We start from the raw sequence: 11,770 nt of genomic DNA on the forward strand, positions 1-11,770 counted from the left end.
GAGTAACAAAATGGACTTCTATACAGTAGCATATGTGGAGAGTCAGATTGCATCTGGACACACAATAGGATTTATCTTTTTTGTAGTTATTTTATTAGCCCTTCTCGGTGTGGGCATTCAAGTTTTGCGTAATGGTTTTACAAGCCGTTACCGTGATTTAACTGTTATTTTATCCTTAATTATTGTATTTTTCTTAGGTTTAGAATATCAAGAATATGGTCGTATGAAGAATTACTCTGAGGATTCTTCTCGGATGGCTCAATTCTTACACTCCTTTAGTGCAGATCGTGGTGTTGATGAAAGCCAATTAGCGGTTAACTCTTTGAAGGTTCGTAATGGTATGATTTTAAAAGTTAGTGATGCCTATTATGAGGTACAATTTAACCCTGAATACACGACGTATACAATTACTCGCGTATATAAGGTGAGCCCTGAAGATCGACTTCATGATAAGGCTGATTAAGGATGTAAGGAGTTCATCATGACAGATTTCATACCTATGTATGGGATGGTATTTGCTAAATTGGGTATTGGCCTCTTAGCGATTATTTTACAAATTAATGTAATGGGGAAAGGAAATTTAGCCCCTACATCAGCACAAGATCAGTTGCAGAACTATGTACTAGGCGGTATTATCGGTGCGATTATTTATAATCCTGCCATTGGTATTGTACAATTTATATTAGTTCTCATCTTATGGACTATTCTTGTAATGACCATTAAATTCTTGAAGGGCAACTTTAGATTCTTCAAAAAAATTCTAGATGGTCATCCCGCTATTCTCGTGGAAAACGGTGTTATTTTGACTGATCAATGTATGCGCTTTGGTATGCAGGCTGCAGAGTTAAAAATGAAATTACGTGCAGCAGGTGTTTTGCGAGCAAAGGATGTAAAGCGTGCTATATTAGAACAAAATGGTCAGTTAAAGGTCGTTAAGTTTGGCGAAGAAAATGTTCTGTTAGATTTAGTGACAGATGGTCAGATTAATCCCTATGCACTCGATTTAATCAATAAAGATGAAGAGTGGCTTGTAGCAGAAGTGGCTAAGCAAGGCTATACGATTAAGCAAGTATACGTAGCTGAATATATGGATGGTCATGTTGATATATATCCATTTGAAGAAAACTCAGGCTTAAGCATTTTTAAAAAGCAAACAAAGGAGTAATAATATGATAGAATCTATGACTATATATGGCATGGTTTTTGCTAAACTGGCCATCGGTCTCTTGGCAATTATTCTACAAATCAACTTAATGGGTAAGGGGAACTTAGCGCCAACCTCTGCGTTAGACCAATTACAAAACTACGTACTTGGTGGTATTATTGGTGCCATTATTTACAATGATCAAATTGGTATTTTACAGTTTATGTTAGTCCTTATCTTATGGACTATCCTCGTAATGACACTTAAATTCTTAAAAGGTAATCTTCGTTTCTTTAAAACAATTCTTGATGGTCATCCTGTTATTGTAATCGAAAAAGGCCATGTATTAACCGAAGAATGTATGCGTTACGGCATTCAATCAGCTGAGTTAAAACTTAAACTTCGCGCTGCCGGTGTACAATACATTACTGATGTTAAACGTGCTGTACTAGAGCAAAATGGTCAGCTCAATATTGTTCAGTTTGGTGAAGATAATATCCGTTTTGACTTGATTAATGATGGTCAAATCAATCAGTTCACTCTAGATATGATTGAAAAGGATAGGGAGTGGCTCGAAAAAGAGGTAGAGGAACAAGGATATACTGTGAAAGACATTTATATTGCAGAATATAAAGATGGTAAGGTTGCATTATATCCTTATGAGAAAAAACATCGTCCGCAACTTGTGAGTACTCTAAAGACTAAGACTACTCACACTAAAGATAAATTGAAATCTAAAATCTAATATCTGAAATCTAATAACTAAAATTATTTATAGTATGGATAGATTGCTCTATAATTACTTATAGATGATATTATATAGACTCTCATTAAGCCCACTATTCGTAGTGGGCTTATATAGAAAGGAAGCTAGTGAATCGTAAAGACTTAATTGATAGATTACAAGAATTATATAAAGATGAAGATAGTCGGGTAACCGTTAATCCTCATGCAGGACAAAGGGTAGCTATTGTCTACCCCAATACGTATTTTGTGGGTATGAGTAATCTTGGTCTCCACATCATCTATGAGGAAATTAACTTACGCAATGATAGCGTATGTGAACGTATCTTCTTGCCTGAAAAAAAGGAATTGGAAGCGTACGATAAAACTAAGACCCCGCTTATGAGTGTAGAAACACAACGGCCTATGCACCAGTTTGATGTGGTTGCCTTTGACGTCACTTTTGAAATGGACTATTTCCATATTCCACTTATGTTGCGTCATGGTCGTGTACCTATTATGGGAAAAGACCGTACGGAGTTCGATCCTATCGTCATTGCTGGCGGTCCTTGTGCCACCTTTAATCCAGAGCCCTTTGCTGATTTTATTGATGCTTTCATCATCGGTGAAGGGGAAGGCATCGTTAGCCGCGTGTTAGATATCATTCGTGATGGCAAATTGGAAGGTTTAGATCGCCATGCGATTTTGCGCCAACTAGCGAATGAGTCTGGCGTTTACGTGCCATCCTTATATGTGCCAATTTATAGTGAAGAGGGCGAATTTAAAGGCTACCATATCACTGCAGGTGCGCCAACAACGATTAAACGTCATTTTGAAATGCTCACTAGCGGTGGTGAGACCGTAGTAGCTACAAATTATACAGAGTTTGGTGCTATGTACATCATCGAGGTTGCTCGGGGGTGTGGCCGTCACTGCCGATTCTGTATGGCTGGCTATTGCTTCCGCGTACCTCGTGTACGCCCTCTCGATATTTTAAAAGAAGGCGTAGATAGAGCAGAGAAATTAGGCAAAAAGGTAGGCCTCATGGGCGCCGCTATTTCTGATTATCCAGAGGTAGATAAGTTAGTTAATTATATTCGCTCTAAGGATATGCGCTATTCCTGTGCATCCTTGCGGGCGGACTCGTTGACGCAAGCCGTTGTGGATGGCTTGGCTGATAGTGGACAAAAGACGATTACTATTGCCCCAGAAACGGGCAGTGAACGTTTGCGTAGGGTTATCAATAAGGGCATTAGTGAAGAGCATTTGCAAAATGCTGCAACCTTATCTGCCAAGTCTGGCATTCAACATATGCGTCTTTATATTATGATTGGGTTACCAACGGAAACAGATGAGGATATCGAAGCCATCGTAGGCCTTGCAGAACGGACGCAAGCCCATATGGCTGAGGTAGGTTGTAAAGGTCGTTTAACGCTCAGTATCAATCCATTTATTCCTAAGCCTTTTACACCATTCCAATGGATGGCTATGGACAATCAAAAAACGGTAGAGAAAAAACTGCAATATATTAAAAAAGCGCTGCAAAAGAACCGTCGTATTGAGGTGCTCGTAGAGTCTCCTAAAGAGGCGTATATTCAAGGTGTTCTCGCTCGTGGTGACCGCCGTTTAGGGGCAGTTATTGCGGCTTGTGCAGCAGACCGTGGTAGCAAGTCCTTCAAGTCTGAAATGAAGGCGGCAGGCCTTGATATGGACGATATGAACTATCGTGAGCGCAGCTTTGATGAATTCTTGCCATGGAGTCATTTAGATATGGGCATGGACGAAGGTTATCTTGAAATGGAATGGAAACGCTCCGTCGATGAAGCGTATACACCGCCGTGTGTACAAGGCTGTAAACGTTGTGGTGTTTGTAAATAGGAGATACTCATGAATGAATCTGTAAAACGTATAGATGTTAAAGGACCTCATGGTACTTGGTCCTATGAAGCACCGAATTGGGCGGATCAATTTCCTATCGTTATGGGCGACACCTATCGTCATGGTGGTGTATCCCCAGTACCTTATGAATCATTAAACTTAGCCTTTCATGTCGGTGATGAACCTAACAATGTTAGGGTGAATCGAGCTATCATAGCTGAACACTTGGGTGTTGAGCCAGAACGTATTTCTTGTGGTAATCAAGTGCATGGGCTTAAGGCTGTAGAAATTACAGAAGACCTCGTTGGGGCCGGTGCCTTTGGGGAGGATACAGCTATCGCTGATTGTGATGCGGTATTTACAAGATTACCTAATGTACCGCTATTCTTGTTCACCGCTGACTGTGTTGGCGTTGGTATTTATGATGCTAAACATCATGCTATTGCTACAGTACATGCAGGATGGCGCGGAGCAATTGGTCATTTGCCAGTCCTTACTATTGAGGCTATGAAAGAAACGTACGGCACTGACTTTAAAGATTGTTATGCATATCTTGGGCCTAGTATTGGACCAGAATCCTTTGAAGTCGATGTAGAGCTGGGCAAGCGTTTTGAATTGGCTTGGCGCGGTATGACAGATCGAAATACGGCTGATGTGGTCAATTACCCAGGCAATAAATTAGACAAGGCCTATATCAACTTGTGGAATTTTATTGCCGAAGGACTCGTCGTCAATGGTATGCCTAAAGAGAATATTGCTATTGGTGGTACCGATAGTGTAATAGAAGGCGATTGCTATTCCTATCGACGCGAAGCAGGAAAAACAGGTCGTATGGCTTTATTTGGCATGTTACAACAACGATAGTACTTTTTTAAGCATATACATGCATGGATTTATGGTGTTTATAAGCTCTAAATCATGTACATTCAAGGCTAAATACTATATAATAGAATAGTCTATACAAATATATTTAATGATTACTATATATAGATTGAAGGGGGCATTCACGTGATTGAAGAATCCCTACACGCAATACAGCAGCGCATGGTAGATGCTATGGCGCGCGTTGGTCGCGTAGATACAGCATTGTTAGTGGCGGTTACAAAGAACCACCCCGTGTCAGCTGTAGAGGAGGCGGCTAGTCTCGGTGTGACCCATGTAGGGGAAAACCGAGTACAAGAGGCCAAGGAAAAACAGCTCACCTATAAGGGGCCACAATTAACATGGCACTTAATTGGCCATTTACAGGTCAACAAGGTGCGTCAAGCGGTGCCTATGTTTGATTTAATTCATTCTGTAGACAGCCGTAAATTATTAGATGAAATCGAAAAGGTCGCTACAAAGCACAACAAGGTGCAAGATGTGTTGTTGCAAGTCAATGTAGCTCGAGAGGCGTCCAAAACGGGCATGTCCGTAGAGGAGTTTCCAGAAATTCGAGACTATGCAAAGACATTGCCTCATGTACGTGTACGGGGCTTGATGTGTATGGCACCATTTTTCGAGAATCCAGAGGAAGCACGTCCAATCTTCCGCGTAGCCAATGCCTTGTATGAGGATATGAAAGGCTACTTTGAAGAGGGGCAGATTCAATATTTATCTATGGGGATGACTCACGACTTTGAAGTCGCTTTAGAAGAAGGGGCTAACATCGTTCGTGTAGGCACAGCAATTTTTGGGGAACGTGTGTATGATTAAGGCTCGGGTTGCCTAATAATCGATAGCGTTAAGTATTAGGAGGAAATCCAAATGGCATTGGGAGATTATTTAGACAAAGCAAAAAACTTATTCTTAGGCAAAAATGATGATGACTATGAATATGATGATTATGACTATGAAGATGAAGAGGAATACGACGTGGAACCTACTCCAGTAGCTCCTGCGGCTCCAGTATCCGGCGCATCTGAATTTCATCCACGCAAGGTAGGAGGCCAATCTACGATGACACAACGTCCAACAGCTATGAAAGTAGTTGTAATTGAACCAAAAGTATTTGAAGATTCTGAAAATATTACACATCAATTGCGCGACATGCGTCCTGTATTGATCAACTTTGAAAATACAGATCCTCATGAAGCAGCTCGTATTGTGGACTTCGTATCTGGTGCGACTTTTGCATTGGATGGCAAATTGGAAAAAGTAGGTAAAGACATTTTCATGTGTGTACCTGTAAACATTTCCATTGATTATTCTGATAATGAAAGCAACAAAACTGAGCAAAACGAATACGCTTGGGACAATAAATAATTTCTCTATAAATGGTGGTGACAACGATGTTAGGTAAAACCCTATGTATAGGCGTTGGCTCAATGGGTGGCGCTCTATTGCGCGGTGCATTACAGCATGGCGTGTTGAAAGCAAGTGATACACACATTCTAGTGCGTCGCGAAGAACAATGTAAGGCTCTTACAGAGGAGCTCGGTGTAGTAGGTTTTACTACATTGCCTAATGTAAACGAGTACAATACCATTTTGTTGGCCGTAAAACCACAAGTGTTACCATCTGTATTAGAGACGTTAAAAGAAGTACCTTATGGGACTGTTATGATTTCCGTTGCGGCAGGTATCACCTTAGATACTCTTGATGCAGCGATTCCGCAAGCTAACTGGTTTAGAGCTATGCCAAATACACCGGCTTCTATCGGTGCTGGCATGACGGCTCTTGCTGGGGATGATGTAAACACCGACTTAGGTCGTGCTGTACAAGCCTTGTTTGAGGCTGTTGGCGAGGTAGCGGTGGTAAGCGAAGCCGATTTAGATCGCTTAGGTGCACTATCTGGAGCAGGTCCTGGCTATATGTTCGTCATCCTTGATGCCTTAGCTGATGCGGGTGTTCGCATTGGCTTGCCGCGTAACTTGGCAATCAAGGCGGCGGCCCAAACGATGTATGGTGCTGGTAAGATGGCCCTTGAAAGCGGCAAACATCCAGCAGTACTACGAGATCAAGTAACAAGCCCAGGTGGCACGACCATTGCCGGTATTGGTGCCATGGAAAAAGGTGGACTTCGCAGTGCTCTCCAAGATGGCGTAGTAGCATGTCTTGCTCGGTCAAATGAATTGGGGAAATAATTTTGGCAGATACTAGTAAATTAATACGATATTTTGAAGCCAGTGGTAGCGGTGAGGAGGCTCGCCGCATGCTAGACTTGGCTGAGCAGGTTGTAAAAGGTCGCCCGTACCGCGTGGCGGACTTTACGAGCCCTGCAGGTCTTGTTATTGCAGATGCAATCAAGGCCAACTACCCACAACTTCTCGTTAAGACCGACGGTGGCTATGAAGGGGCGGAACGTATCCGCATCGCCTTTGTAGATAGCGACTTCAACGGTACTGTGGACATGGGCATTCGCGCCCTTAAGGTAAATTGGGACCCACGGTTCCGTTTGCTTACCCATCGCGATGTGCTTGGCTCCTTAATGGGCCTTGGCATCGATCGCTCCAAATTTGGTGACGTTATCGTTCAACAAGGGGGCGCTCAAATTATGGTGGATGAAAGCGTAGCAGACTTTGTGATTCAAAACTTCACAAAAATCGCTATGGTTTCCGTATCTGTAGAGGCTATTGAGCTTTCAGATATTGCACAAAAAGAAGAAAAAATTAAAGAAGTCCGCACTACAGTTGCTTCTTTGCGCTTAGATGCGGTGGCAAGTTCTGGTTTTAGCGTGTCTCGTACTAAATTAGTAAGCGCTATTAATGCAGGATTATTGCAAGTAAACTGGCAACCAGCTAAGGGTGCATCCCAAGAGGTTAAAGAAGGGGATGTTATCTCTATGCGTGGTCGTGGCCGAATGAAGGTAGAAGCCATTACAGGTACATCTCGTAAGGGGCGTATCGGCGTATATCTGAAACGATTCATGTAGGCAATTGAAAATCGGCTTGACCATCAAGCCGATTTTTTTATATATAGTAGGACAGCCATGGTATCCATAACATTTCAACCTACAACTGAAGATACAATCCTATTCGTAGGCGGTGGGGAGGTCGCAGAGCGACGAATGCAGCTCTTTATTGATGAGCCTTGTCAGATTGTCGTTATCGCTCCTGCTGTAACGGATACGATTAGTCAATGGGCAAAGGACGATCGCATCACTTGGTACAATCGTGCTTTCACAATGGACGATGAACACCACATTATAACGAGCAGTTTGTTCTTTATCTGTACAGATAATCAGGAATTAAATGATACGTTATATGAGATGGGGAAAAAACACCGCATTTGGACTAATCGCAGTGATGACCCGAGTGCGTGCAGATTTACTGTGCCATCATCCCTTGAACTAGGCGATCTTCATATCGCTATTAGTGCAAATAATGTAGGCCCACGTATCAATCGCCTCGTGCGGCAAGATATAATGAATCGTTATGGGCAGTTGCAAAAGGCTATGCCTAGACTTAAAATATTTAGAGAAGAAGTAAAGTTACTACTTCCTACGCCAGAGGCTCGACAGAAATTTTGGCGAGACCATCTGACAGTAGAAACTTTTGAAGCCATTCTCAAGGGAGAGTGGATGATTATAGAGGAGAAACTAAACCATGCAATTAGTGGTATTAGGTCTAAATCATAGAAGTGCCGCTGTAGAGGTGCGTGAACGTTTCTCGTTTGATAAAGACGAGGTAGTTACCGCACTGAACCGCCTCTATGAATTTGACTGTGTAGCAGAATGCGTTATTTTGTCTACCTGCAATAGAACCGAAATTTATGCAGCCTTAGAAGGTGTAGAGTTCCCTAAAGAATATATGTTGGCTGTGTTAAAGGATTTAAAAGGTGCCGACCACATTGATGAAGATGCATTCTTCTTCTATGAAGAACGAGATTGCATTGAGCATCTATTCCGTGTATCTGCAAGCCTTGATTCCCTAGTGTTGGGGGAAGGTCAAATCTTGAGCCAATTAAAAGGGGCTTATATCCAAGCTTACAGCGCAGGTTGTACGGGCACAATTTTCAATATTTTATTCCAACGCGCCATTGGTGTTGGTAAAAAGGTACGTACCAATACAGGTATTGCTAATACGCCTGTATCCGTTAGCTATACAGCGGTTAACTTGGCCGAGGACAGCTTGGATAAACCTTTATCTGAAGCGACTGTACTCATCTTAGGGGCAGGTACTATGAGTGAGTTGACTGCAACGCACTTACAAGCCAAGGGCGTAAAAACGATTTTCGTATCCAACAGAACTTTTGCTAAGGCCGAAGTATTGGCTGAACGCTTTAACGGTAAGGCCGTTAAGCTCGATAACTTTGTAGACTACGCTAAAGATGCGGACATCCTCATCACGTCTACAGGGGCGCCACACTATATTATTACGGAGCGAGAAGCGAAGAAAATCGCCTCTCTTCGCAAGGGTGAACCAATCGTTATGATTGATATTGCGGTACCTCGCGATATCGATCCTGCCGTAGCAGATATGGATGGTATTTACCTATTTAATATTGATTCTCTTGAAAGCGTAGTAGAAGAAAACAAGGCACAGCGCGAAGAGGAAGCTCATCGTGCAGAGCCTATCATTCATGACGCCATTGAAGAGTTATTAGATAAATTGAGCTATTTAACGGTGCGTCCAATGATGGCGTTACTCACAGAAAAAGCGGAACGCATCCGCCGTCGTGAGTTACACCGCGCCTTGGCTAAATTGCCGGATATCTCCGATAAGGAGCGCCGTATTATGGACTCTATGAGTCGCATGATCATTCGCAAAATGTTGCGTGAACCGATGATTCACTTTAACGAAATCGCTGGTACAGAGGAAGAAGGTTTGTACTGGGATTTATTCAAAGATATGTTTAATCTTGAGAAAGAAGGCTAATGCCATGAGAGACCATATTCGAATCGGCACGCGAAAAAGTGCCCTTGCCCTATGGCAGGCTGAACATATTAGTGCAGAGTTACAACGTCTGTACCCAAACATTACAGTAGAGCTGGTTCACTTTAATACAAAGGGTGACCGTATCTTGGAAAAACCACTGGCTCAAGTTGGTGGTAAAGGTTTATTTACCGCTGAGCTAGAAGAGGCAATGCATAAAGGCGATATCGATATCGCTGTACATAGCTTGAAAGATATGCCTACAGAGTTGCCAGAAGGTCTTACTTTAGGTGCTATTTCAGCCCGTGAAGTTCCTTATGATGCACTCGTAAGTCCTGTGTATAAAACATTAGATAAATTGCCTGAAGGGGCTCGCGTCGGTACAAGTAGCTTGCGCCGTCAAGCCCAATTATTACATGTGCGACCAGACCTTAAGGTGGAGGTTATCCGCGGCAATGTACAAACTCGTTTGAGCAAGATTGAAACAGAGAAGCTAGATGGTGTTATCTTGGCACAAGCCGGCCTTAAACGGTTGGGTTTAGATGATCAAATTACCCAAGTATTTAAAGCGGATGAAATGATTCCTGCCGTTGGTCAAGGGGCACTTGCTATCGAGTGTCGTGCTGACGATACGGAAATGCTTGAAATGCTAGCTCCTATTAACGACGAAGCTACACGCTATGCCGTTGAAGGGGAACGCAGCTTCTTGCGTCAGTTAAATGGTGGTTGCCAAGTGCCTATGGGTGTACATGGCACTATTGATAAAGGTCAATTGACATTAAAGGCTATGATTGCCTCCCTCGACGGTAAAACTGTGTACGAAGGAGAGATTTCTGGCCCAGCAAAAAAAGCTGAAATTCTTGGTAAAAACCTTGCAAAAGCCTTATATGAAGAAGGGGGCAAACATATTGTGGATGCTCTCATAGAGGAAGGAATCATAAAATGACAGGTATGGTATATCTAATCGGTGCAGGCCCTGGCGATGTTAAACTCATTACTGTAAAAGGTCGCGAATGCATTGAAAAAGCAGATGTAATTGTTTATGACTATTTAGCAGATGCTCATTTATTAGAATGGGCACGCCCAGATGCAGAATTGATTTACGCTGGTAAACAATGTAAAGATCACACCATGCATCAATGGGAAATCAATGAGCTTTTAGTTCAAAAAGGTAAAGAAGGCAAAATCGTAGCGCGCTTAAAAGGCGGGGATCCACTCGTATTTGGCCGTGGTGGTGAAGAGGCTATGGCCCTTGGTGAAGCTGGTGTACCATTTGAGTTTGTACCTGGTGTAACATCTCCAATTGCAGCACCTGCTTATGCAGGTATTCCTGTAACACAACGCGCTATGGCTACATCCTTTGCGGTTGTAACAGGCCATGAAGATCCAACTAAAGCCGTATCTGGCATTCACTGGGAAGGCCTTGCTACAGCAGTAGATACACTTTGCTTTGTTATGGGGGTTGGCAATTTGCCTACTATTGCAGAAAAGTTGATGGCTCACGGTCGTCCAGCTAATACACCGGTAGCACTTGTTCGTTGGGGGACAAAAACAGTGCAAGAGGTTCTCGTATCTACCCTTGAACATGTAGTAGAAGACGTAGAAAAGGCACAATTAAAAGCGCCAGCTATTATCGTAGTAGGCGATGTAGTTAACCTTCGTGAAAAATTACAATGGTTCGATAACAAACCGTTATTTGGCAAAACTGTTGTTGTGACACGGGCTCGCTCTCAAGCTAGTGCATTCCGTGAAAAATTAGCAGCCCAAGGTGCTAATGTAGTAGAAGCGGCAGCTATTAAGACATCTCCATTAGAGTTGTTTGATGAAGATCGTCGCATCATTAACAATACAAAACAATATCAATGCATCGTATTCACATCTGGTGAAGGGGTTCGATACTTCTTCGATGCACTTTATAAAGAGGGCAAGGATACACGTGCGTTAGGTAATTCTAAAGTGGCAGCAATTGGCTGTGCTACGGCTCGTGAACTTCAAAAATATGGTATCGTTCCAGATATCATTCCTGTAGACTACAAGGCTGAATCTGCTGTAGAGGCTCTTGAAGAAGAACTCAAAGCAGGCGATTCCGTATTGCTCATCCAACCAAAAGTGGCTCGCGATGTAATTCCGCGCTCTTTACGCCATCACGATATTAATGTAGATGTATTGCGCTTGTACGAAACGACACAAGATACATCGCAACAAGAGGCATTAGTAAATGCCTTAACAG

General features: G+C 42.7%; 13 protein-coding genes. All 13 read left to right on the forward strand.

Going from position 1 to position 11,770, the window contains the following annotated elements:
• Positions 1–10 precede the first annotated feature (10 nt).
• The gene (locus Q0F90_RS04020; protein ID WP_367113403.1) at positions 11–463 is read left to right on the forward strand and encodes a DUF3290 family protein; all 453 of its coding nucleotides are present in this window, start codon (positions 11–13) and stop codon (positions 461–463) included.
• Between the two features lie 18 nt (positions 464–481).
• On the forward strand, positions 482–1,165 hold the full coding sequence (locus Q0F90_RS04025) for a DUF421 domain-containing protein (RefSeq protein ID WP_296003567.1): 684 nt from the start codon (positions 482–484) through the stop codon (positions 1,163–1,165).
• A 4-nt stretch (positions 1,166–1,169) separates the two neighbouring features.
• Complete coding sequence (locus tag Q0F90_RS04030) at positions 1,170–1,889, forward strand: DUF421 domain-containing protein (protein ID WP_296003569.1); 720 nt, start codon at positions 1,170–1,172, stop codon at positions 1,887–1,889.
• A 128-nt stretch (positions 1,890–2,017) separates the two neighbouring features.
• Positions 2,018–3,745, forward strand: coding sequence for a radical SAM protein (locus tag Q0F90_RS04035; RefSeq protein ID WP_296003571.1), 1,728 nt, complete (start codon positions 2,018–2,020; stop codon positions 3,743–3,745).
• A gap of 9 nt (positions 3,746–3,754) precedes the next feature.
• Positions 3,755–4,609, forward strand: a complete 855-nt coding sequence (locus Q0F90_RS04040) for a polyphenol oxidase family protein (RefSeq protein WP_296003573.1) — start codon at positions 3,755–3,757, stop codon at positions 4,607–4,609.
• A 144-nt stretch (positions 4,610–4,753) separates the two neighbouring features.
• A complete protein-coding gene (locus Q0F90_RS04045) occupies positions 4,754–5,440 on the forward strand; it encodes a YggS family pyridoxal phosphate-dependent enzyme (RefSeq protein ID WP_296003575.1) in 687 nt (228 codons plus the stop codon).
• Positions 5,441–5,491: 51 nt separating this feature from the next.
• Positions 5,492–5,989 (forward strand): cell division protein SepF, encoded by a 498-nt coding sequence (locus Q0F90_RS04050; RefSeq protein ID WP_296003577.1) that lies wholly within the window; start codon positions 5,492–5,494, stop codon positions 5,987–5,989.
• A gap of 26 nt (positions 5,990–6,015) precedes the next feature.
• Entirely contained in the window at positions 6,016–6,810 is a 795-nt protein-coding gene (proC, locus tag Q0F90_RS04055) for a pyrroline-5-carboxylate reductase (RefSeq protein ID WP_296003579.1), read from the forward strand.
• Between the two features lie 2 nt (positions 6,811–6,812).
• The gene (locus Q0F90_RS04060; RefSeq protein ID WP_296003581.1) at positions 6,813–7,598 is read left to right on the forward strand and encodes an RNA-binding protein; all 786 of its coding nucleotides are present in this window, start codon (positions 6,813–6,815) and stop codon (positions 7,596–7,598) included.
• 57 nt (positions 7,599–7,655) lie between these two features.
• Positions 7,656–8,303, forward strand: a complete 648-nt coding sequence (locus tag Q0F90_RS04065; RefSeq protein ID WP_296003582.1) for a bifunctional precorrin-2 dehydrogenase/sirohydrochlorin ferrochelatase — start codon at positions 7,656–7,658, stop codon at positions 8,301–8,303.
• Positions 8,272–9,543: a glutamyl-tRNA reductase gene (hemA, locus tag Q0F90_RS04070; protein ID WP_296003584.1), complete on the forward strand. Its 1,272-nt coding sequence runs from the start codon at positions 8,272–8,274 to the stop codon at positions 9,541–9,543. Before Q0F90_RS04065 ends, hemA begins: the two co-directional genes overlap by 32 nt.
• Before the next feature lie 4 nt (positions 9,544–9,547).
• Positions 9,548–10,486 (forward strand): hydroxymethylbilane synthase, encoded by a 939-nt coding sequence (gene hemC, locus Q0F90_RS04075; protein ID WP_296003585.1) that lies wholly within the window; start codon positions 9,548–9,550, stop codon positions 10,484–10,486.
• Positions 10,483–11,770, forward strand: a 1,288-nt coding sequence (cobA, locus tag Q0F90_RS04080; protein ID WP_296003587.1) for a uroporphyrinogen-III C-methyltransferase, incomplete at its 3' end; no start/stop codon positions are given. The genes hemC and cobA, both read left to right, overlap by 4 nt.

This window comes from uncultured Veillonella sp., from assembly GCF_934190855.1.
Taxonomy (GTDB): domain Bacteria; phylum Bacillota; class Negativicutes; order Veillonellales; family Veillonellaceae; genus Veillonella.

Excerpts from the sequence above, each read along its gene's own strand:
- Q0F90_RS04020 (WP_367113403.1), top strand. The coding sequence starts at position 11 with ATGGACTTCTATACAGTAGCATATGTGGAGAGTCAGATTGCATCTGGA.
- Q0F90_RS04025 (WP_296003567.1), top strand. The coding sequence starts at position 482 with ATGACAGATTTCATACCTATGTATGGGATGGTATTTGCTAAATTGGGT.
- Q0F90_RS04030 (WP_296003569.1), top strand. The coding sequence starts at position 1,170 with ATGATAGAATCTATGACTATATATGGCATGGTTTTTGCTAAACTGGCC.
- Q0F90_RS04040 (WP_296003573.1), top strand. The coding sequence starts at position 3,755 with ATGAATGAATCTGTAAAACGTATAGATGTTAAAGGACCTCATGGTACT.
- Q0F90_RS04050 (WP_296003577.1), top strand. The coding sequence starts at position 5,492 with ATGGCATTGGGAGATTATTTAGACAAAGCAAAAAACTTATTCTTAGGC.
- proC (WP_296003579.1), top strand. The coding sequence starts at position 6,016 with ATGTTAGGTAAAACCCTATGTATAGGCGTTGGCTCAATGGGTGGCGCT.
- Q0F90_RS04065 (WP_296003582.1), top strand. The coding sequence starts at position 7,656 with ATGGTATCCATAACATTTCAACCTACAACTGAAGATACAATCCTATTC.
- hemA (WP_296003584.1), top strand. The coding sequence starts at position 8,272 with ATGCAATTAGTGGTATTAGGTCTAAATCATAGAAGTGCCGCTGTAGAG.
- hemC (WP_296003585.1), top strand. The coding sequence starts at position 9,548 with ATGAGAGACCATATTCGAATCGGCACGCGAAAAAGTGCCCTTGCCCTA.